This window comes from Streptomyces sp. NPDC051578 (assembly GCF_044454045.1).
In the GTDB taxonomy this organism is placed as follows: domain Bacteria; phylum Actinomycetota; class Actinomycetes; order Streptomycetales; family Streptomycetaceae; genus Streptomyces.
In genome coordinates, this window is sequence record NZ_JBITDH010000019.1 from 1 (window position 1) to 21512 (window position 21512).

Annotated in this window: 17 protein-coding genes; 11 read left to right on the forward strand and 6 right to left on the reverse strand. The window is 72.1% G+C overall.

Annotated elements, in window-relative coordinates:
* Positions 1–4723, reverse strand: a 4723-nt coding sequence (locus ACIA6C_RS32925; protein WP_399281364.1) for a beta-ketoacyl synthase N-terminal-like domain-containing protein, incomplete at its 3' end; no start/stop codon positions are given.
* A gap of 79 nt (positions 4724–4802) precedes the next feature.
* A complete protein-coding gene (locus ACIA6C_RS32930; protein WP_361140374.1) occupies positions 4803–6014 on the reverse strand; it encodes a cytochrome P450 in 1212 nt (403 codons plus the stop codon).
* Between the two features lie 284 nt (positions 6015–6298).
* Between ACIA6C_RS32930 and ACIA6C_RS32935 the strand changes: the two genes are divergently transcribed.
* The 10 genes from ACIA6C_RS32935 to ACIA6C_RS32980 all read left to right on the forward strand — a co-directional run bounded on the left by ACIA6C_RS32935 (position 6299) and on the right by ACIA6C_RS32980 (position 16368).
* Entirely contained in the window at positions 6299–7528 is a 1230-nt protein-coding gene (locus ACIA6C_RS32935) for a macrolide family glycosyltransferase (RefSeq protein WP_399281365.1), read from the forward strand.
* Between the two features lie 73 nt (positions 7529–7601).
* Complete coding sequence (locus tag ACIA6C_RS32940) at positions 7602–8867, forward strand: cytochrome P450 (RefSeq protein ID WP_399281366.1); 1266 nt, start codon at positions 7602–7604, stop codon at positions 8865–8867.
* A gap of 59 nt (positions 8868–8926) precedes the next feature.
* Positions 8927–9373, forward strand: coding sequence for an FdtA/QdtA family cupin domain-containing protein (locus tag ACIA6C_RS32945; protein ID WP_361140365.1), 447 nt, complete (start codon positions 8927–8929; stop codon positions 9371–9373).
* Positions 9370–10509, forward strand: a complete 1140-nt coding sequence (locus ACIA6C_RS32950) for a DegT/DnrJ/EryC1/StrS family aminotransferase (RefSeq protein WP_399281367.1) — start codon at positions 9370–9372, stop codon at positions 10507–10509. The genes ACIA6C_RS32945 and ACIA6C_RS32950 overlap by 4 nt, the downstream gene beginning before the upstream one ends.
* Entirely contained in the window at positions 10502–11473 is a 972-nt protein-coding gene (gene rfbA, locus ACIA6C_RS32955) for a glucose-1-phosphate thymidylyltransferase RfbA (protein WP_399281368.1), read from the forward strand. The genes ACIA6C_RS32950 and rfbA overlap by 8 nt, the downstream gene beginning before the upstream one ends.
* 51 nt (positions 11474–11524) lie before the next feature.
* Positions 11525–12556, forward strand: a complete 1032-nt coding sequence (gene rfbB, locus ACIA6C_RS32960; protein ID WP_399281369.1) for a dTDP-glucose 4,6-dehydratase — start codon at positions 11525–11527, stop codon at positions 12554–12556.
* Positions 12543–13133 carry a dTDP-4-dehydrorhamnose 3,5-epimerase family protein gene (locus ACIA6C_RS32965; RefSeq protein ID WP_399281370.1) on the forward strand — a complete coding sequence of 197 codons (591 nt, stop codon included), beginning with the start codon at positions 12543–12545 and terminating at the stop codon, positions 13131–13133. Before rfbB ends, ACIA6C_RS32965 begins: the two co-directional genes overlap by 14 nt.
* Positions 13130–13906 carry a thioesterase II family protein gene (locus ACIA6C_RS32970; protein WP_399281371.1) on the forward strand — a complete coding sequence of 259 codons (777 nt, stop codon included), beginning with the start codon at positions 13130–13132 and terminating at the stop codon, positions 13904–13906. The genes ACIA6C_RS32965 and ACIA6C_RS32970 overlap by 4 nt, the downstream gene beginning before the upstream one ends.
* Entirely contained in the window at positions 13896–15317 is a 1422-nt protein-coding gene (locus ACIA6C_RS32975) for an NDP-hexose 2,3-dehydratase family protein (RefSeq protein WP_399281372.1), read from the forward strand. Before ACIA6C_RS32970 ends, ACIA6C_RS32975 begins: the two co-directional genes overlap by 11 nt.
* Positions 15318–15327: 10 nt before the next feature.
* The gene (locus ACIA6C_RS32980; RefSeq protein ID WP_399281373.1) at positions 15328–16368 is read left to right on the forward strand and encodes a Gfo/Idh/MocA family protein; all 1041 of its coding nucleotides are present in this window, start codon (positions 15328–15330) and stop codon (positions 16366–16368) included.
* Between the two features lie 103 nt (positions 16369–16471).
* Here the strand turns inward: ACIA6C_RS32980 and abc-f are convergent, their stop codons facing one another.
* The 4 genes from abc-f to ACIA6C_RS33000 all read right to left on the reverse strand — a co-directional run bounded on the left by abc-f (position 16472) and on the right by ACIA6C_RS33000 (position 20499).
* Entirely contained in the window at positions 16472–18109 is a 1638-nt protein-coding gene (gene abc-f / locus ACIA6C_RS32985; protein ID WP_399281377.1) for a ribosomal protection-like ABC-F family protein, read from the reverse strand.
* 144 nt (positions 18110–18253) lie between these two features.
* Entirely contained in the window at positions 18254–18550 is a 297-nt protein-coding gene (locus ACIA6C_RS32990) for an antibiotic biosynthesis monooxygenase (RefSeq protein WP_361140338.1), read from the reverse strand.
* A gap of 55 nt (positions 18551–18605) precedes the next feature.
* Positions 18606–19559: an aromatase/cyclase gene (locus tag ACIA6C_RS32995; protein ID WP_399281374.1), complete on the reverse strand. Its 954-nt coding sequence runs from the start codon at positions 19557–19559 to the stop codon at positions 18606–18608.
* A gap of 118 nt (positions 19560–19677) precedes the next feature.
* A complete protein-coding gene (locus ACIA6C_RS33000; protein ID WP_399281375.1) occupies positions 19678–20499 on the reverse strand; it encodes a BTAD domain-containing putative transcriptional regulator in 822 nt (273 codons plus the stop codon).
* A 312-nt stretch (positions 20500–20811) separates the two neighbouring features.
* On the opposite strand from ACIA6C_RS33000, the gene ACIA6C_RS33005 reads away from it, so the two are divergent.
* A partial coding sequence (locus ACIA6C_RS33005) for an alcohol dehydrogenase catalytic domain-containing protein (RefSeq protein WP_399281376.1) occupies positions 20812–21512 on the forward strand: 701 nt, incomplete at its 3' end.

Consider the following 21512-nt stretch of genomic DNA (forward strand, 5'->3'; position numbering starts at 1 on the left):
GCGACACCATCACCGCCCACGTCACCGGCTGGACCACATCCACCCGCTCCAGCGAACGCCCCTCCCGCACCACCTCCACCACATCGAAATCCACGAACGGCGCCAAAGCATCAGCGCACTCCCGCAACCGGTCGGCGAACACCGGCGAGACCTCCAACAGCCCCGCACCCATCCCCACCCACTGCGTCCCCTGCCCCGGAAACACCAACACCCGACGGCCACCCGGCACGGCCACCCCGTCGACCGTCGTGTCACCGAGGACCACCCGCCGGTGCTCGAACACCGACCGGCCCGTGGCCAGGCTGAACCCGACGTCGAGCAGCCGTACGTCCTCGCGCTCCAGCACGCTCGCCACACGAGACGACTGCTCTTCGAGCGCGGTCTCGGTCTTGGCGGTGAGGACGAGGGGAACGACCGGCAGTTCACGCCCGGCGGACTCCACCACCGGCTCGGCCACCGGGGCCTGCTCCAGGATCACGTGCGCGTTCGTGCCGCTCACACCGAACGACGACACACCCGCCCTGCGCGGACGCCCCACCTCCGGCCACGCCCGCTCCTCCGTCAGCAGGGAAACAGCACCCGCCTCCCAGTCCACCTGGGACGACGGCACATCCACATGCAACGTCCTCGGCAGCACCCCGTGCTCCAGCGCCATCACCATCTTGATGACACCACCCACACCCGCAGCCGCCTGCGCATGCCCGATGTTCGACTTCAACGACCCCAACCACAACGGCTCACCCGACGGCCGCTGCCCATACGTCGCCAACAACGCCTGCGCCTCGATCGGATCCCCCAACCGGGTCCCCGTCCCATGCGCCTCCACCACATCCACATCAGCCACACCCAGACCGGCACTCTCCAACGCCGCCCGGATCGCCCGCTGCTGCGACGGACCATTCGGCGCCGTCAACCCATTGCTCGCACCGTCCTGGTTCACCGCCGAACCCCGCACCACCGCCCACACCCGATGGCCCTTCGCCACCGCGTCCGACAGCCGCTCCACCAGCAGCATCCCCACACCCTCGGCCCAGCCCGTACCGTCAGCCGCATCCGAGAACGCCTTCACCCGGCCATCACCCGCAAGCCCCCGCTGCTGCGAGAACTCCACGAACAGACCGGGTGCGGCCATCACCGAGACGCCGCCCGCGAAGGCGACGTCGCATTCGCCGGAACGCAGGGACTGGGCGGCCAAGTGCAGGGCGACGAGTGAGGAGGAGCAGGCTGTGTCGACGGTCACCGCCGGGCCCTCCAGGCCCAGGGCGTACGCGATGCGGCCGGACATGACGCTGGCCGTGTTGCCGGTGAGCAGATAGCCCTCGTAGCCCTGGGCGGGCTCGTAGAGCCGGGGGCCGTACTCCTGCGACATGGCGCCGACGAAGACGCCGGCCCGGGAACCCCGCAACGACGAAGCCGGGATCCCCGCCCGCTCCAACACCTCCCACGACGTCTCCAACAGCAACCGCTGCTGCGGATCCATCGCCACCGCCTCACGCGGCGAGATACCGAAGAAGTCCGCATCGAACTCCCCCGCCTCATGCAGAAAACCACCCTCACGCACATACGTACGCCCCGGAACACCAGGCTCCGGATCAAACAAGGACTCCATGTCCCACCCACGGTCACCCGGGAACGGCGACACCGCATCCACCCCCGACGACACCAGATCCCACAAAGCCTCCGGCGAACCCACCCCACCCGGGAACCGGCACGCCATCCCCACGATCGCCAGGGCGTCCCCGTCCTCCACCGGCTGCCGTTCACGACGCTGCTCGGGAGCGGCGGCGGGCGCGCCGCCCGCCTCGGCGGCGGCCGCGTCCCGGATCATGCGGGCCACGGCGAGCGGGGTCGGGGCGTCGTAGATGAGGGTGGTGGGCAGGCGCAGTCCGGTCGCGGCCCGGAGCCTGTTGCGCAGCTCGATGCCCTGGACGGACTCGAAGCCCTGCTCCTTGAAGGTGTGCTCGACGGTGACGGATTCGGCTGTGGGGTAGCCGAGTACCCCGGCCGCATGGACGCGCACCAGGTTCAGGACGTGGTCCAGTTGCTCGTCGGCGGATCGGCCGCGCAGCTCACGGCTGAGCAGGGTCTCGTCGGTGTCGGCGGCGGGCGTGGCCGGCCGTTCGTCGTCGGCGCCGGAGGTGAGCCAGTGGCGGGTGCGCTGGAAGGCGTACGTCGGCAGGTCGGTCAGGCGGGCGCCGGTGCCGTCGAAGAGGGCGGCCCAGTCGATGTCGACGCCGCGTACGAAGAGCTCGGCGGCGGAGGTCAGCACGCGCTCCAGGCCGCCGTCGTCGCGGCGCAGCGATCCGGCGGCGAGGACGTCGACGCCCGCCGCCTCCGCGGTCTCCTGGATGCCGATCGTCAGCACGGGGTGGGCGCTGGACTCCACGTAGGTACCGAAGTCGTCGGCGAGCAGGGTGCGGAGGGTTTCCTCGAAGCGGACGGGGTTGCGCAGGTTGCGGTACCAGTAGGCGGCGTCGAGGACCGGCTCCGACAGCAGGCCGCCGGTCACCGTCGAGTAGAACGGAATAGACGGCTGCTGCGGCCGGATCGGCCCCAGCACCTCCAGCAGCTCGGCTTCGATCCGCTCCACGTGCGCGGAGTGCGAGGCGTAATCCACCGGCACCTGGCGGGCCCGGATGTCCTCGGCCTGCGCGGCGGCGACGAACTCCACGATGGCATCCGCGTCACCGGCGACGACGGTGCTGGACGGGCCGTTGACGGCGGCAACACCCAGCCGCCCAGCCCACCCCTCAAGCCGGGCCTCGACATCCGCCTGAGGCAGCGGAATCGAGGCCATACCGCCCAGACCCGCCAGCTCCCGACCGATCACCGCCGCACGAAGAGCCACCACCCGGGCCGCATCCTCCAACGACAACGCACCGGAGACGGCAGCCGCGGCTATCTCACCCTGCGAGTGACCCACCACCGCATCCGGCACCACACCCAGCGACCGCCACAACGCGGCCAGCGACACCATCACCGCCCACGTCACCGGCTGGACCACATCCACCCGCTCCAGCGAACGCCCCTCCCGCACCACCTCCACCACATCGAAATCCACGAACGGCGCCAAAGCAGCAGCACACTCCCGCAACCGGTCGGCGAACACCGGCGCGGACTCCAGCAGCCCCGCACCCATCCCCACCCACTGCGTCCCCTGCCCCGGGAACACCAACACCCGGCGCCCGGTCTCACCGGCCACCCCGTGGACGGCGGACCGCTCCAGCCGGGTCAGGAATTCCTCCCGGTCGGCCGCCAGGACCACCGCGCGGTGTCCGAAGGTGGTGCGGGCGGCGGCGAGGGTCCAGGCCACGTCGGGGAGCTCCAGCTCCGGGCCGTGCTCGACCCGTGCGCTGAGCTGTGCGGCCTGGTCGCGGAGGCCTTCGGCGGTGCGGCCGGAGACGACGAAGGGCAGTACGGGCAGCCGACGGCCGGGCACGGTGGCGGGTTCTGCCGCCGGGGCCTCTTCGAGGACGAGGTGGGCGTTGGTGCCGCCCATGCCGAAGGAGGAGACGCCGGCGAGGCGGCGCCGTCCGGGCTCCTCGGTCCACGGTTCCAGTTCGGTCTGGACGCTCAGGTTCAGCTCGTCGAGCGGGATGTCGGGGTGGGCGCTGGTGTAGTTGAGGCTGGGCGGGAGTTCGCCTTCGCGGACGGCGAGCACGGCCTTGAGGAGGCCGACGAGTCCGGCGGCGCTTTCCAGGTGGCCGACGTTGGTCTTGGCGGAGCCCACGGCGAGGGGTGACCCGGAGCGTGCCCCGGAGCGGGCCGTGCCGAGGACGGCGCCGAGGGCCGCGGCTTCGACGGGGTCGCCCGCGCGGGTGCCGGTGCCGTGGAGTTCCACGAAGCGGACGTCGCCGGGCCGGACACCGGCCCGTTCGTAGGCTTCGCGGAGCACCGCTTCCTGGGCGGCACGGTCGGGCGTGGTCAGGCTCGGGCCGCCGCCGTCGTTGTTGACCGCGCCGCCCTTGATGACGGCGTGCACGGCGTCACCGTCGGCGAGGGCCCGGCGCAGCGGCTTCAGTACGACGGCGGCTCCGCCCTCACCCCGCACGTAGCCGTTGGCGCGGGCGTCGAAGGTGTGGCAGCGGCCGTCGGGGGAGAGCGCCCCCATGCTCTCCATGAGGGAGGTGCTCTCGTCGGCCAGGATGAGGTTGACGCCGCCCACGACGGCGAGTTCCGTCTCTCCCCGGCGCAGGCTTTCGCAGGCGAGGTGCACGGCGACGAGCGAGGAGGACTGGGCGGTGTCGACGGCCATGCTGGGGCCGCGCAGCCCGAGGAGGTAGGAGAGGCGGTTGGCGGCCATGGCGCGGTACCGGCCGGCCGCGCTGTAGCCGCCGGCGGGGGTGTCGGTGCGCTGGGCGAGGGTGGCGTAGTCGTCGGAGGCGATGGCGACGTACACGCCGGTGCGGGTGCCGGAGAGCCGGGCGGGGACGATGCCCGCGTGTTCCAGGGCCTCCCAGCCGAGTTCGAGTACGAGTCGCTGCTGGGGGTCGGTGGCGGCCGCCTGGGCCGCGCTCATCGCGAAGAATTCGGCGTCGAATTCGCCGTGGCCGTCCAGGGCGGCGCGCCAGGTGCCGTCTTTCTGCCGGGTGACGGACTGGCGGCCGTCGCGGAGCAGTTGCCAGAATTCCGCCGGGTTTGCCGCTCCGGGCAGTCGGCAGGACATCCCCACGACGGCTATGTCGTTTTCACCCACGTGCTGCTCACCGGTCTTGGGGGTCATTGGTTCTCCATGGCCAGGGACGAGACGAAATACGGGTAATCCGCGAGAGCGGGAAGGGCCGGGCGCGCCGCCGGCGTGGTCACCAGGCGACGGGGAGTTCCACGGGGCCGCGGACGAGCATTCCCTCGTGCCAGGCGAGTTCGTCGGCGGGGACGGCGAGGCGCAGTCCGGGGAGCCGGGTGATGAGGGCTTCGAGGGCGCACTGGAGTTCGGCGCGGGCCAGTGGTGCGCCGAGGCAGTAGTGGGGCCCCTGGCCGAAGGCGATGTGCGGGTTGTTCGGGCGGTCGAGTACGACGTCGGAGGCGTTCTCGAAGACGCTCTCGTCCCGGTTGGCGGAGGCCAGGGAGTAGACGACGGCTTCGCCGGCGCGGATGGTGACGCCGCCGATCTCCACGTCCTCGGTGGCGATCCGGGTGGGGCCGACGCTGGCCCACAGCGGGACGACGCGCAGGAGTTCCTCGACGGCGGTGGGTACCAGTTCGGGCCGGGCGCGCAGTTCCTCGTAGCGGCTGCGGTCGCGCAGCAGGACGGCGACGTGGCCGGCGAGCTGTCCGGCGGTGGTCTCGTGTCCGCCGATGAGCATGCCGCCGACGAGCATGAGCAGCTCGTTCCCGCTGAGCTGTTCGCCTTCGTCGTGGGCTTCGACGAGGGCGCTGAGCAGGTCGTCCTGGGGCTGGGCGCGGCGCTTTTCCACGTATCCGCGCAGGTAGTCGGCGTACTGCTCGGCGGCTTCGGCGACTTCCTCCTCGGTGTAGCGGCTGCTGGACATGAGGGCTTCGGTGAAGGCGCGGAAGACGTGCCGGTCCTCGTTGGGGATGCCGAGCATCTCGCAGATAACGGCGGTGGGCAGCGGAAGGGCGAGCCGCTGGACGAGGTCGGCGGGGCCGCCGTCGGCGATGAGGCCGTCGATGAGGCCGTGGGTGATCTCGGTGATGCGGGGGCGCAGCTCGGCGACGCGGCGGGCGGTGAAGGCGCGGGAGACCAGGCGGCGCAGGCGGGCGTGGCTCTCGGGGGGCATGCCCATGAGGCCGACGGAGTCGAGGCCGCGGGGGGCGGCGCGGGGCACGTCGCGGTCGGCACCGGCGTGCATGCTCAGGCGCGGGTCGGCGGAGGCCTTCTTGATGTCGGCGTGGCGGGTGAGGAGCCAGGCTTCGCCGCCGTAGGGCATGCGGACCCGGACCACAGGTTCGCCGGCCCGCAGTTCGGCGTAGGCCGGGTCGAGTTCGAGGTCGACGCGGTCACCGAAGGGGTACGTCCGGACGGATCCGGCGGCGGCATGAGGGCAGGTCATGGCTGAATCTCCTCTGTACGCGGACCTTTGCCACCCAACAACAGCGCGCCGTCGTCCCCGCGAGGATGAATTGGATTATGTCAACTCGGCCCTATTCGCCTCGGGCATTCGAGCTCCGGTCGAGTCGAATTCCATGGCGATTTGAGGTGACCGGCGCAGGGTCGGGCCACGAGGTTGAGCCGTCGGACACTGTGTCAAGTCCGTACTTGCGCCGTCCGACCGGCCCCCGTAATTTCCGTTGCATCGACAAGCCATATCCATTTTTGCCTCGAAAGGCTGGCTCGATGGCGCATATCGCCTTCTTCATTCTCCCTGCGGCGGGTCATGTGAATCCGACGCTGTCCGTGGCGCGGGAGCTCGTCGCGCGCGGCCACCGGGTCAGCTACGCCCTGTCGGAGAACTACGCCGAGCGGGTGCTCGCGACGGGCGCGGAGTTCCTTCCGTACCCGATGGACCAGGACCGGTTCCTGGCCACGATGGTGCCGCAGCAGGACTCCGCCGCGTACACGGACCAGCAGGAGTTCGTGAACATGATGAAGTGGATGCTGGAGCTGACGCGGCAGACGCTTCCGGCGTTCGAGGCGCACTTCGAGGACGCGCGGCCCGACGTGTTCGTGTGCGATCCGTCCTCGTTCTGGAGCGGGCACATCCTCGCCGCGAAGTGGGGCGTCCCCGTCATCCGCAGTACGCCGACGTACGTGGCGAACGAGCACTGGTCGCTGCACCCGCCGGTGGACACGGCCGAGGAGCAGCAGGAGGACCCCGAGACGGGCGAGCTGTTCGGGGTGATCGCGGAGCTGCTGGCCGAGCACGGTGTGGACAAGAGCATCGGCGCGTTCGCGGACGAGGTCCACTCGGGGCCGGCGCTGGTGTACCTGCCGCGGGCGTTCCAGTACGCCGGGGACACGTTCGGCGAGGAGGTCGGCTTCGTCGGCCCCTGTACGAGCGCGAACAGCTTCCACGGCACGTGGGAGGCCCCGGCCACGGGCCGGCCGCTGGCGCTGATCAGTCTGGGCACGCTGTACAACAAGCAGCCCGACTTCTTCCGCGCGTGCGTCGAGGCGTTCGCGGACCTCGCCTGGGACGTGGTGATCGCGCACGCCGGCGGGGTGGATCCGGCGGAGCTGGGCGACGTTCCGGCGCACGTGCGGGTGCATGACTTCGTTCCGCAGGGCGAGGTGCTGCGGCACGCCACTTTGATGATCAACCACGGCGGTACGAGCACCGTGCTCCAGGCCGTCTCCGAGGGTGTGCCGGTGATCTGCGTTCCGCAGATGGCCGAGCTGCACGCGACCGCGACGCGGGTCGAGCAGCTGGGTGTCGGCGCCAAGATCCTGCGCAAGGACATCACGCCGGAGCTGATCCGCGAGACCGTGCTGGCGGTCGCCGGTGACGGGAAGGTGCGCGACGCGGTGGCGCACCTTCGCCGGGAGATCGAGTCGGCGGGCGGTCCCGCGGCCGCCGCGGACGCGATCGAGCGGCTGGTGGCGCCCGTTCCCGCCGAAGCCGCCTGACCGGCGTCCGCCCCCCGCCCGACCCCTCCTCCCCTCCCCCCACTTCTGCCGTACCAGAGCTGAGGAAGCCTTCATGACGACACAGACCACGGACCTCGCCGCCCAGGACGAGGCGGCCCAGGACGGGGCGCCGGCTGCCGAGGCGCCGCACCCGCTGGCGCAGCCGGAGGGCGCGAACGCCGAGCAGCTGCTGGAGTGGTTCGCGCGCGCCCGCGCCGAGGCGCCCGTCTTCTACGACTCGACGCGCTTCGCGTGGCAGGTCTTCTCGTACGAGGACTACAACACCGTCTCCACCAATCCGCAGATCTTCTCCTCCGACTTCTCCCCTGTCTTCCCGGTCCCGGAGGAGCTGGCGCTGCTGATGGGCCCGGGCACCTTCGGCGGCATCGACCCGCCCAAGCACGGCCCCCTGCGCCGGCTGGTCAGCCAGGCGTTCACGCCGCGCCGGATGGCCGCGCTGGAGCCGCGGATCGAGGAGATCACCCGGGAGCTGCTCGCGGGCCTGGACGGGCGGACGGAGATCGACGCGGTCACGGACCTCGCGTACCCGCTGCCGGTGACGGTGATCGCGGAGCTCCTGGGGGTGCCGGCGGCGGACCAGGACCTGTTCCGCGAGTGGGTCGACGTCATCCTCAACAACGAGGGGATGGAGTACCCGAACCTCCCGGACGACTTCGCGGAGACGATGGGTCCGGCCATCAAGGAGTGGGCCGCATACCTGTACGCGAAGATCGCCGAGAAGCGGGCGGAGCCGACCGACGACCTGATGAGCGGGCTCATCGAGTCCGAGGTCGAGGGGCGCCGGCTCACTGACGAGGAGATCGTCAACATCGTGGCGCTGCTGCTGACGGCGGGCCACATATCCAGCGCCACGCTGCTGGCGAACCTGCTCATCGTCCTGGACCGCCACCCGCAGGCGCAGGCCGAGCTGCGGGCCGACCGCTCGCTGATCCCGGGCGCCGTCGAGGAGACGCTGCGTTTCCGCGGCCCGTTCAACAACATCTTCCGGCTGCTGACGCAGGACACCGACATCCTGGGCGTGCCGATGAAGGCCGGTCAGATGGTGACGGCGTGGAGCGCCTCGGCGAACCGTGACGGCGCGCAGTTCCCGGACCCGGACACCTTCGACATCCGCCGGTCCGCGAACAAGCACATGGCGTTCGGGCACGGCATCCACCACTGCCTGGGCGCGTTCCTGGCGCGGATCGAGGCCAAGGTCTTCCTGAACCTGTTCTTCGACACGTTCTCCTCGTTCTCGGTCGGCCACGACCGGGCGGAGTTCTACGAGGCCGACGAGCTGACCGCTCGCCACCTGCCGGTCTCCGTCGTCCGCGGCTGAGGCGTCCGCGCCCAGGAACCCGACCGGGTCCGGACCAGGCAACGAGGGAGCGCGATCGCATGGCCGTGGGCATCACCACAGAAGCGAAGGTGGGCAGGGTCAAACCCTGCGCCTTCATCGACTTGGAGCAGCACAACGACGAGCGGGGCAACCTGTCGGTCGTCGAGTCCGAATGGACGGCCGGCTTCCCGATCCGGCGGGTGTACTACCTGCACGACCCGGATCCGGGTTCCTCGCGGGGCGGTCACGCGCACCGCGCCCTGGAGCAGCTGATCATCGCCGTGCACGGCAGTTTCACGATCACCGTGGACGACGGGGAGCGGCGGGCGCGGTACGAGCTGGACGACGCCGGCCGGGGCCTGTACGTCGGCCCGATGGTGTGGCGGGACCTGAGCGGCTTCTCGGAGGGCGCAGTCGCCCTGGTCCTGGCCTCGCTGCACTACGACGAGGCGGACTACTACCGCGACTACGAGGAGTTCCTGGCCGACGTGAGGAGGCCGAGGTGACGTCGACCGCGGTGGCGGCGCAGGCGCTCGTCCCCTTCCACGACCTGCGGGACCTGCACGCCCTGGACGGGGTGCAGGAGGAACTCGACGCGGCGGTGCTGCGGGTGACCCGCTCCGGCCGGTACCTGCTGGGCGCGGAACTGGCCGCCTTCGAGGAGGAGTTCGCCCGGTACTGCGAGAACGCGCACTGCGTGGGCCTGGGCAGCGGCCTGGACGCCCTGGAGCTGACGCTGCGGGCGCTGGGGATCGGGGCGGGCGACGAGGTCGTCGTCCCCGGGCACACCTTCATCGCGACGTGGCTCGCGGTGTCCGCCACCGGCGCCCGCCCGGTGCCGGTGGAGCCGGAGCCGGACTCGTTCCTGATCGACCCCGAGCGGCTGGAGGCCGCGATCACCCCGCGCACCAAGGCGGTCATGCCGGTGCACACGTACGGGCACCCGGTGGACCTGGACGCGATCGACGCCGTGACCGCGCCCCGCGGCATCCCGGTCGTGGAGGACGCGGCGCAGGCGCACGGGGCCCGCTACCGGGGCCGGCGCATCGGCTCCCGCCACGCGGCGGCGTTCAGTTTCTACCCGGGCAAGAACCTGGGCGCGCTGGGCGACGGCGGCGCCGTGGTCACGGCCGACCGGGGGCTGGCGGAGCGGATCCGGCTGCTGCGCAACTACGGTTCGCGCGAGAAGTACCGGCACGAGGCGCGCGGCACCAACTCGCGTCTGGACGAGATCCAGGCCGCGGCGCTGCGCGTGAAGCTGCCCCGGCTGGACGCCTGGAACGCCCGCCGGGACGCCGTCGCCGCCCGGTACTCGCAGGGGCTGGCCGGCCTGCCCGGGATCACCGTTCCGGCGGTCCGCTCCTGGGCGGCACCGGTCTGGCACCAGTACGTACTGCGCACGCCGCACCGCGACCGGTTGCGGCGGGCGCTGGCCGGAGCCGGGGTGGAGAGCCTGGTCCACTACCCGGTCGCCGTCCACCGGTCGGATGCCTACGCGGGCACCGTTGCCGGCGAGCTGCCCCACTCCGAGCGTCTGGCCGCCGAGGTGCTGAGCCTGCCCATGGGGCCGCAGCTGACCGCGAAGGACGTAGAGACCGTCATCACGGCGGTCCGTGACGCCACGGAGAGCAGCCATGATTGAGGTTCCGCCCCTTCCCTCCCTCCCGGCCGTGTCGACGCTCGGGGGCGGCTCGCGCCGCCCGCTCAAGGGCATCATCCTGGCGGGCGGGAGCGGCACCCGGCTGCGGCCGCTGACCGGGACGCTGTCGAAGCAGCTCCTGCCGGTGTACGACAAGCCGATGATCTACTACCCGTTGTCGGTGCTGATGCTGGCCGGCATCCGGGACATCCAGATCATCTCGGCCAAGAACCACCTGGAGATGTTCCGGGCCCTGCTGGGCGACGGCTCCCAGCTCGGCCTGGACCTGAACTACGCGGAGCAGGACGAGCCGCGCGGCATCGCGGAGGCGTTCCTCATCGGCGAGGAGCACATCGGCGACAGCCCGGTGGCGCTGATCCTGGGGGACAACGTCTTCCACGGTCCCGGCTTCTCCTCGCTGATCTCGCAGGCCGCGCGGCGCCTGGACGGCTGCGAACTGTTCGGGTACCCCGTCCAGGACCCGCAGCGCTACGGCGTCGGTGAGGTGGACTCCGAAGGCCGACTGCTGTCGCTGGTGGAGAAGCCGGTCAAGCCGCGTTCCAACCTGGCCGTCACCGGCCTGTACCTGTACGACAACGACGTGGTGGAGATCGCCCGCGGGCTGACCCCGTCGGCGCGGGGCGAGCTGGAGATCACCGACGTCAACCGCGTCTACCTCGCGCAGGGCCGGGCGCGCCTCAACGAGCTGGGCCGCGGCTTCGCCTGGCTGGACATGGGCACGCACGACTCGCTCCTCCAGGCCGGCCAGTACGTGCAGCTGCTGGAGCAGCGCCAGGGCGAGCGGATCGCCTGCGTCGAGGAGATCGCCCTGCGGATGGGGTTCATCAGCCACGAGCAGTGCTTCGCGCTGGGCCGTGAACTCGGCGACTCCAGCTACGGCAACTACGTGCGCCAGCTCGCCGGGCGGGCCGGGGCGGGCAAGGGGGCCGACTCTCCCGCCGCCTGAGCGCCCCCTCCCCCACCGCTTCATCCCCGTTTGCGGAAAGGCCTCTTTCACATGCGTGTCCTGGTGACCGGAGGTGCGGGCTTCATCGGCTCCCACTTCGTCAGAGAGCTGCTGGCCGGGTCCTACCCGGACCTCGGCGAGGGCGAGGTGGTGGTGCTCGACGCCCTCACCTACGCCGGGAACCTCGCCAGTCTCGACCCGGTGCGCGACCACCCCCGGCTGCGGTTCGTCCACGGCGACATCTGCGACGCCGGCCTGGTCGCGGAGCTGATGACGGGCACCGCCGTGGTGGTGCACTTCGCCGCCGAGTCGCACGTCGACCGTTCGATCGCCGAAGCCACCGAGTTCGTACGGACCAACGTGCTCGGCACGCAGACGCTGCTCCAGGCCGCCGTCACCGCCGGCGTGGGCCGTTTCGTGCACGTCTCCACCGACGAGGTGTACGGGTCGATCGAGACGGGGTCGTGGCCGGAGGAGCACCCGCTCGCGCCCAACTCCCCGTACGCGGCGTCGAAGGCCGCCTCCGACCTGCTCGCGCTGGCCTGCCACCGCACGCACGGGCTGGAGGTCTGCGTGACGCGCTGCTCCAACAACTACGGCCCGTACCAGTTCCCCGAGAAGGCCATCCCCCTGTTCACCACCAACCTGGTCGACGGGCTCGACGTACCGCTGTACGGGGACGGCGGCAACAGCCGCGACTGGCTGCACGTGGACGACCACTGCCGCGGCATCGCGCTGGTCGCGGTCAAGGGCCGGCCCGGCGAGGTGTACAACATCGGCGGCGGCACCGAGCTGACCAACCTGGAGCTGACACAGCGGCTGCTGGAGCTGTGCGGGCGTGACGCCGGCGCGGTGCGGCGGGTCGCTGACCGGGCCGCGCACGACCGCCGGTACTCGGTGGACACGGCGAAGATCACCGCGGAGCTCGGGTACGCGCCGCGCGTCCCGTTCGCCCGCGGGCTGGCCGACACGGTGGCCTGGTACCGCGAGAACCGGGCCTGGTGGGAGCCGCTGAAAGCGCGCGCCGCACGGCCCGCGGCGGCGCCCGGCGGGCGGCGGGCGGGTTCCCATGCGGATCGATGAGACCGTCCTGCCCGGCGCCTACCGGATCGTCCCCGACCGGATCGAGGACGAGCGCGGCCACTTCTTCGAGGCCGCCCGCCACAGCCTGCTGAGCAGCGAGACGGGCATGGAGTTCACCGTCCGGCAGGTCAACAACTCCGTCTCGCGGCGGGGCGTGCTGCGCGGCGTGCACTGCAACGACGTGCCGCCGGACGCGAGCAAGCTCGTCACCTGCGTGCGCGGTTCGATCCTGGACTTCATGGTCGACCTGCGCGTCGGCTCGCCGTCCTTCGGCCGGCACGTCATGACCCGGCTGGACGCCGCCGACGGCACCGCCCTGTACCTGCCCGGCGGCGTCGGCCACGCCTTCCTCGCCCTGGAGGACGGCGCCTGCGTGAACTACCTGCTGTCCGCCGAGTACGTGCCCGGCGCGATGGTCGACGTCGACGCCCTGGACCCCGAACTCGCCCTGCCGTGGGGGCTGACCCGGCCCCCCGTCCGGTCCGCGAAGGACGCGGCGGCGCCCTCGCTCGCCGAGGCCGTGGCGTCCGGCCGGCTGCCCCGCTACACGCCACCCGAGGAGCTGAACCGACCGTGACCCTGCCCACCGCCACGCGCGCCCCGGCCGTCACCCGCGACGCGTGGCTGCGCCGCTTCCGCCCGCTCGACACCGCGGCCGTGCGGCTGGTGTGCTTCCCGCACGCGGGCGGCTCCGCCAGCTCCTACCTCCGCTTCGCCACCACCCTCGCGCCCGGCGGGATCGAGGTGCTGGCGGTGCAGTACCCGGGCCGCCAGGAGCGCCGCTCCGAGCCGTTCGCGCGGAGCGTGGAGGAGCTGGTCGAGGCGCTGCTGCCGGAGCTCCGGCAGTGGACCGGCCGGCCGTTCGCCCTGTTCGGGCACAGTCTGGGCGCCACGCTCGCGTACGAGACCGCCCGGCGGCTGGCCGCGTACGGAGAAGCGCCCGTGCACCTGTTCCTGTCGGGGCGCAGGGCGCCGACCGTGCCGCGCCGGGACACCGGGCACCTGCTGGACGACGCGGAGCTGATCGCCATGATCTCCCGCCTCCAGGGCACCGATCCGGCGCTGCTCCAGGACGAGGAGCTGCTGCGGATGGTGCTGCCGGCGATCCGCAGCGACTACGAGATGGCGGGCGCGTACGTCCACCGGCCGGGGGCGGCGCTGCGGATGCCGGTCACGGTCCTGACCGGCGACAGCGACCCGAACGTCTGCGTCCAGGACGCGCAGCGCTGGTCGGAGGTGGCGGCCGGGGACTTCCGCCTGTGGGTGATGCCCGGCGGGCACTTCTTCCTCAACGACCACACGCGATCCGTCTGCACCATCATCGAGGAGGCGCTGGAGCATGCTCACTGACACGGCGGCCCGGGCCGCCGACCGTGTGGACACCGCACGGCGCCTGCTCGTCTCGGCCCGCACCCCCGACAGCCCGGCCATGCCGGTCGCCCAGGTGCCGTCGTGGCTGGCGGAGCGGACCCGCGCGGGCGAGTTCCGGGTCACGCGGGTGCCGTTCGCGCAGTTGCGCGGCTGGTCCTTCGAGGAGGGCACCGGGGACCTGCGGCACGAGTCGGGCCGCTTCTTCGCCGTCGAGGGGCTCCACGTGCACGCCGACGGGCTGCCCGCCGGGGGCTGGAGGCAGCCGATCATCGTGCAGCCGGAGGTGGGTCTGCTGGGCATCGTCGCCCGGGAGATCGACGGCGTGCTGCACTTCCTGATGCAGGCCAAGATGGAGCCGGGCAACATCAACACGCTCCAGCTCTCGCCGACCGTACAGGCCACGCGCAGCAACTTCACCGGCGTGCACAACGGCCGCCCCATCCCCCACCTCGACCTGTTCCTGCGGCGCGGCCGGGCCCGGGTGCTGGTGGACGTGCTCCAGTCCGAGCAGGCCGACTGGTTCCTCGCCAAACGCAACCGCAACATGATCATCGAGGTGGACGAGGACATCGAGACGGGGCCCGAGTTCCGCTGGCTGACCTTCGGCCAGCTGCTGCGGCTGCTGCACCTGGACAACGTCGTCAACATGGACACCCGCTCCATCCTCGCCTGCCTGCCCACGGCCGGCGCCGGTGACGGCGCGGCCGACCCGGTTCTGCGCTCCTTCCACGACCCGTCGGCCGCCTCCCGGCACACGATGCCGGAGATCCTCAGCTGGCTCACCGGCATCCGGGCGCTGCGCGAACTGGTCCAGCGCCGGATCCCGCTCGACGCGGTCACCGGGGACGGCTGGCGGCGCACCGGCGAGGAGATCGGCCACGACAGCGGCCGCCGCTTCCGCGTCATCGGGGCCGACATACGCGCCAGCAACCGCGAGGTGGCGTCCTGGTCGCAGCCGCTGATCCAGCCGCAGGTGCCGGGCCTGATGGCGCTGGTCGTCAAGCGGATCGGCGGCACCCTGCACGCGCTGGTGCAGGCCCGCGTCGACGTCGGCCACCTCAACGTCGCCGAACTCGCCCCGACCGTCCACTGCCGCCCCGCCGACCACACCGGCCCGGGTACGCAGCCCTTCCCGCCGTTCCTCGCGGACGTCCTGGCCGCCCCCGCCGCCCGGGTCCGCTACGACGCCGTGCAGTCCGAGGAGGGCGGCCGCTTCTATCACGCGGAGAACCGGTACGTGATCGTCGAGGCGCCCGACGCGTTCACCGAGGACGTGCCCGACGACTACGCCTGGCTGACGTTCGCCCAGCTCACGGAGATGCTGGCGTACGGGAACCAGCTCAACGTCGAACTGCGCACCCTGGTGGTCTGCGCCCACACGCTGTACTGAGGGAACGCCCATGCAGACGCCCGTGCCGGCCGCCGCGCCAACGCCCGTGCCGGCCCCGCCGCCGGCCCCCCTGCGCCTCGGCGTCCTCGGCTGCGGCGACATCGCCGCCCGCCGGACGCTTCCGGCGCTGCTGCGCACCCCGCGGCTCACCCTGGCCGGCGTCGCCGCGCGCGACCCCGCGCGGGCCGCCGCGTTCGCGCGGCGGTTCGGCGGGACGCCCTCGGCCTCCTACGAGGCGCTGCTGGAGCGCCCCGACGTGGAGGCCGTCTACCTGTGCCTGCCGACGATGCTGCACGCGCGGTGGGCCGAGCGGGCGCTGCACGCGGGCAAGCACCTGCTCGTGGAGAAGCCGCTGGCCACCGACGGGGCGGACGCCGAGCGGCTGTTCCGGCTCGCCGGGGAGCGTTCGCTGGTCCTGCTGGAGAACTTCATGTTCCTCCACCACGCCACCCAGCGGACGGTGTCCGGGCTGCTGGCGGCCGGCACGCTCGGCACGGTCCGCGCGGTGTCGGCGGCGTTCACCATCCCGCCCCGCCCGGAGGGCGACACCCGCCTCGACCCCGGGGTCGGCGGCGGCGCGCTGCTCGACACCGGCGTCTACCCGCTGCGGGCCGCGCTGCGCTTCCTCGGAGGGGACCTGTCCGTCGCCGGGGCGGTGCTGCGCCACAGCGGGCGCCACGGCGTGGACCTGTCCGGCTCCGTGCTGCTGGCCGCGCCCGACGGGGCCGCGGCGCACGTCCGGTTCGGGATGGAGCACCACTACCGGTCCTGGTACGAGATCCAGGGCAGCGCGGGCACCCTGTCCGTCGACCACGTGTACACGACGGCCCCCGACCACGCGCCGGTCGTCCGCCTCACCGTCGGGACGGACCACACCGAGGTGCGCGTGCCCGCCGAGGACCACTTCGAGGCCGTGCTGCGGTACTTCGCCGGCGCCGTGCGGGATCCGCGGCGCGCCGCGCCGGGCCTGCCGCTGCTCGGTGAGGAGTCGCGGCGGCAGGCCGCCCTGCTGGACGCGATCCGCGGGGCGGCCCACATCGTCGCGGTGTGAACCGCCGCGGTGTGAACTGCCGCGGCGGCTGCGTGGGTGCGAAGCGCCGGACATGAAGCGCCGGGTGTGAAGCGCCGCGGCGTCGTGCGCCGCGGCGTGGGCATCACCCCGTGAACGGCACTCCGTCGCGCAGCTCCAGGTGGGTCCCCGTGAAGCCGCGCCGCATCCGCCGGTCGTGCGTGACGGTGACCACCGCGCCCGTGTACTGCGCGAGGGCCTCCTCCAGCTCCTCCACCAGCAGCGGGGACAGGTGGTTGGTGGGCTCGTCCAGCAGCAGCAGGTCCACCGGCCGGGTCACCAGGCGCGCCACGTCGATGCGGCGGCGCTGGCCCACCGACAGCGAGCCGACGGGCAGCTCCAGCTCGGACGCGCGGAACAGGCCGAGCGCCAGCAGCTGTTCGGCGTACTCGTCGGGGTGGCCGGGCCGGCCCTCGGCGAACTCGGCGAGCACCGAGCGCCGGGGGTGCTTGGGGGTCTCGTCCTGGCGCAGCCAGCCGGTGTGAGCGGCCCGGCGTACGGTGCCGCGGTCGGGGGTCAGGTCCCCGGCGAGCACCCGCAGCAGGGTGCTCTTGCCCGCGCCGTTCGGCCCGGTGACCAGGAGCCGTTCGCCGGGTGCGATGGCCAGCGCGTCGATCCGGAGCCGACCGGAGACCTCGACGCCCGAGATTTCGGCCAGGGGGCCGTCCGGTCCGGCCGGGGCCTCCTCGTTCCCGACGGCGAGGGAGGCGGTGAAGCGCAGCGGCTCGGGCGGGGCGGGTACCGGGTTCTCCCGCAGCCTGCGCAGCCGTTCGTTGGCGTTGCGGGCCTTGCCGGAGGTGGCCGTGGAGGAGGACCTGGCGCGGTGGTGCTCGGAGCCGCTGAACGCCCAGGGACCCTTGGAGGCGATCGAGGCGAGCATCCGGCCGGCGTTCTCGGCGAGCTTCTCCTGGCGGGCGATCTCCTGGAGGTGGTCCTCGTACTCCTGCTCCCAGCGGGCGCGGGCGGCGGCCTTGGCCGTCAGGTAGCCCTGGTAGCCGTTGCCGTAGCGGTTGACGGTGCGCCGGTCCGGGTCGACTTCCAAGATGGCGGAGGTGACGGCTTCCAGGAACGCCCGGTCGTGGGTGATGACGACGACGGTGCCCCGGTGGTCGCGCAGCCGCTTCTCCAGCCAGTCGACGGCCTGGTCGTCCAGGTCGTTGGTCGGCTCGTCGAGCAGCAGCAGTTCGGGGGCGGCGGCCAGGGTCGCGGCCAGCGCGAGCCGCGACCGCTCCCCGCCCGAGAGGGTGTCGACCGCCCGGGCCCGGTCGAGGCCGGGCAGGCCCAGGCCGTGCAGGGCGGCGTCGGCGCGGGCGTCCGCCTCGTAGCCGCCGCGCGCCTCGAACTCGGCGAGCAGGTCGCCGTAGGTCTCCAGCAGCCGGGGGTCGTCGTCGACGAGCGCGTCCTCCGCCTCGTGCAGCTTGCGCTCGACCTCCCGCAGGTCGGCGAACGCCCGGTCCAGAACGTCCTTGACGGTGGCTCCGGCGGGCAGTTCCAGCCGCTGGGGCAGGTAGCCGATCCCGCCGGGTGCGGCGACGGTCACGTCGCCGTTGTCGGCGCTCTCGACGCCGGCGATCAGCCGCAGCAGCGTCGACTTGCCCGAGCCGTTGTCCCCGATGACGCCGGCCTTCTCGCCCGGCTTGACCGTCAGCGACACCCGGTCCAGCACCACGTGGTCGTCGTAGCGTTTGGTGACCTCGTCCAGCGAGAGCTGGGAGTGAGCCAGGGACGCGGTGGGTGAGGACATTCGCATAGACATGCTCCTGGTCGTGCGGGTCGGTCCACGGTCGACCCTTTCCCGGGACGCTCGAGCCGTGCTGGACCGGCGCTGGAGGGCCCGTACAGCCGGCCCGGGCGGCCGGCGGGCCGCTCAGGCGACGGCCGCCTCGCCCGCGACGGCCTCGTACAGGCCCGGCTCGGGCGCGGCGAGTTCGGCGAGCTCCTCACTCAGCCTGCGGTAGCCGTCGGCGGCCACGGCGGCGCGGTGCGCGTCGGCATCCTTCCAGACGGACAGTTCCACGAACACGTCCGCTGCGCCGACGAGGCGCAGCGTCTGGTGGCTGACGCAGCCGGGCTGGGCGCTGAGGAAGCGCGTGAGGCGGTGCCTGGCCGCGAGGAACCGGCCGAGGTCGCCGTGGACGCTGAGCTTGTTGACGAAGGTCACCATGGTGGTCGCTCCTGTCGGGGTCCGGTGCGCTTGCGGGCGCGTTCGGTGGGGTCGGTCATCTCCCCGGGGTGAGGACGCGGACGGCGGATTCCGCGTACCGGCGGGCACGGTGCAGCGTGGCGGTGCTCGCGGCGCCCAGGGTGGCGCGCACGTGGTCGCGGGCCTGGGCGAGGTCGACGCCCGGGCCGAGGAGCTCCTCGATGTCCTCCTCGCGCAGGACGACGCTGTGGCGGGCGACGGCGGTCAGCCCGCTCTCGTCGGGGACGAGCGACCATTCGCCGGTGTGCGCGGCCAGCGGCAGGGGGCTGCGCGTCTCCTTGAAGACGATCCGCCCCGCGTGCGGGAAGCACACCCGCACGGATTCGGCGGTGTGGGTGCGGCCGTCCGGCGCGCGGGTGTCCAAGCTCAGCAGCTGCACGCCGGTGCGGTCCTCGCGGACGTCGGCGCGGGTGACGCCGGGCAGGTGGGCGGGCCAGTCCTCGGCCCCGTAGAGGAACTCGTAGACGAGTTCGGCGGGACCGTGGACGCGCACGGAGTCCTCGAAGGTCAGCAGGAGGTCGTCCAGTCGTGTCCAGCGCTCGGCGGTCTCCTTGAGCCGGGCCAGTTCCGCGCCGCTGTTGGCGTCGGTGGCGCGGGTGACCCAGTCGGCGTCGGCCCGGTTGTCGTCCGCGACGGTGAACCGGTGCAGCAGGGTCAGCCGGGACCGCCCCGGTCCCCGCTCCTCGACGGCCCACCGGCCGCCCATGGAGGTCGCGGGCGGCGCCGGCACCTCCTGGTGGAAGTCGATGGTGCGGGCGGCGCTGTCCAGGGACCGGCGGGAGATCCAGGACGTGACGGTGCCGCCGGCGGTGGCCCACATGCCGAAGCGGTCGTGGGTCCCGTCGAAGTCCAGCCGTTCGACGTGGATGCTCGGCGGGATGAACAGCGGCCACTGGGTGGTGTCCGCGAGGAGCGCGTAGACCACTCCCGCGGGCGCCGCCACGTCCACCGCGTACGACGTGTGACGCACACGCTCACCTGACATCGGCTCACACCTCTCTCGACCCCCGGCCTCCGACCATCGCGTCGGGTGCCGGAGAGCCGGTCGACGGTGCCTCGAACCGCGGTCGGGCGCCGGCTCGCCGGGCCTACGCGGCGAAGAGGTCGAAGGTGGAGGAGCGGCGCGGACCCGCGATGACGTCGAGGGCGGGGTCCACGGTGAGCATCGCCTGGTGCAGGCGCTGGAGCTGCGGGCTCGGTTCGACGCCGAGCTCCTCGACGAGCCGGGCGCGCAGCCTGCGGTACACGTCGAGGGCGGTGGCCTGACGGCCGGAGCGGTAGAGGGCGACCATCGCCTGGGAGTGCAGGCCCTCGTGCTGCGGGTGACGGGCGATCAGCCCGGTCAGTTCCACGATGAGTTCGGCGTGCCGGCCCAGGCGCAGGTCGACGTCGATGCGCCGCTCCAGCGTGACGAGCCGGCTCTCCTCCAGCCGCAGCACCTCGATGCCGAGGATGGGGCCCACGTGTACGTCGACCAGCGCCGGGCCCTGCCACAGGGCGAGCGCCTCGCGCAGCCGGGCGGCGGCGGCCGCGTCGTCACCGGCGTCGAAGGCCTGCTGGCCGGCGCGCACGAGGCTCTCGTAGGTGTGGACGTCGACGGCCTCGGGGGCGATCTGGAGCAGGTATCCGCCGTGCCGGGTGGCGATGACGTCCTTCGCGCCGGTGCCGGCGCCGGGACCCATGGCCATGCCCAGGCGCCGGCGCAGCTGGAGGATGTAGGTCTGCAGGGTGGTCATGGCGCTCTGCGGGAGTTCCGTCCGCCAGAGCTCCTCCATGAGGGTGGGGACGGGGACCACCCGTCCCGGATACAGCGACAGCAGTGCCAGTATCTGGCGCGGTTTTCCGGCCGTCGGAACGATCGAGCCCCCGTTGACCTCCGCACTCAACGGACCCAGAACCTGAATCTTCACGGTTGCCTCCGCACCTGGTCGCATGCCGTCGATTTTCGGCCTTGGTAGTCGAACGGTAGCGAAGCGTGGGGCTCCTTCCCCGAATGGTCCAGCACCTTTCCAGGGATTCTCGACCGGGATCTCCGAAAAGTGATCACACCGGTCCTGACCTGCGGGATCATTGGGTACGCCATGCCCTTGGAGGAACCGGCCGACGGGCATGTCAATTCTTCCGCCGGTTTTCTCCGGGTTGTGAAAAGTGGCGGGCGGAGGGTCCGGAAACGCCCCTACCCTGTCCGGAACCGTCCCCTCTATTCGTACAAGGGAATTCACGTGGACGAGATCGTCAATGCCCTTCTCTCCGAGGACGCGACGCCGGCCGACGTCGCCGCGCTGGCGCTGCCGGATTCGTACCGCGGGAACGTCGTGCGCCGGGACGAGACGGACATGTTCGAGGGGATGGCCTCGGCGGACAAGGATCCGCGCAAGTCCCTGCGCCTCCAGGACGTCCCGACGCCGCAGCCCGGTCCGGGCGAGGCGCTGGTCGCGGTGATGGCGAGTGCCGTCAACTACAACACGGTGTGGTCCTCGATCTTCGAGCCGTTGCCGACGTTCGGGTTCCTGGAGCGCTACGGGCGCCTGTCGGAGCTCACCAAGCGCCATGACCTCCCGTACCACGTGCTCGGTTCGGACCTGGCGGGTGTGGTGCTGCGCACGGGACCGGGGGTCAACCGGTGGAAGGCGGGCGACCGCGTCGTGGCGCACTGCCTGTCGGTGGAGCTGGAGTCCGCCGACGGGCACGGTGACACGATGCTCGACCCCGAGCAGCGGATCTGGGGCTTCGAGACGAACTTCGGCGGTCTGGCGGAGCTGGCGCTCGTGAAGTCGAACCAGCTGATGCCCAAGCCCGAGCACCTGAGCTGGGAGGAGGCCGCCGCTCCCGGCCTGGTCAACTCCACCGCCTACCGCCAGCTGGTCTCGCGCAACGGCGCCGGCATGAAGCAGGGCGACAACGTCCTGATCTGGGGCGCCAG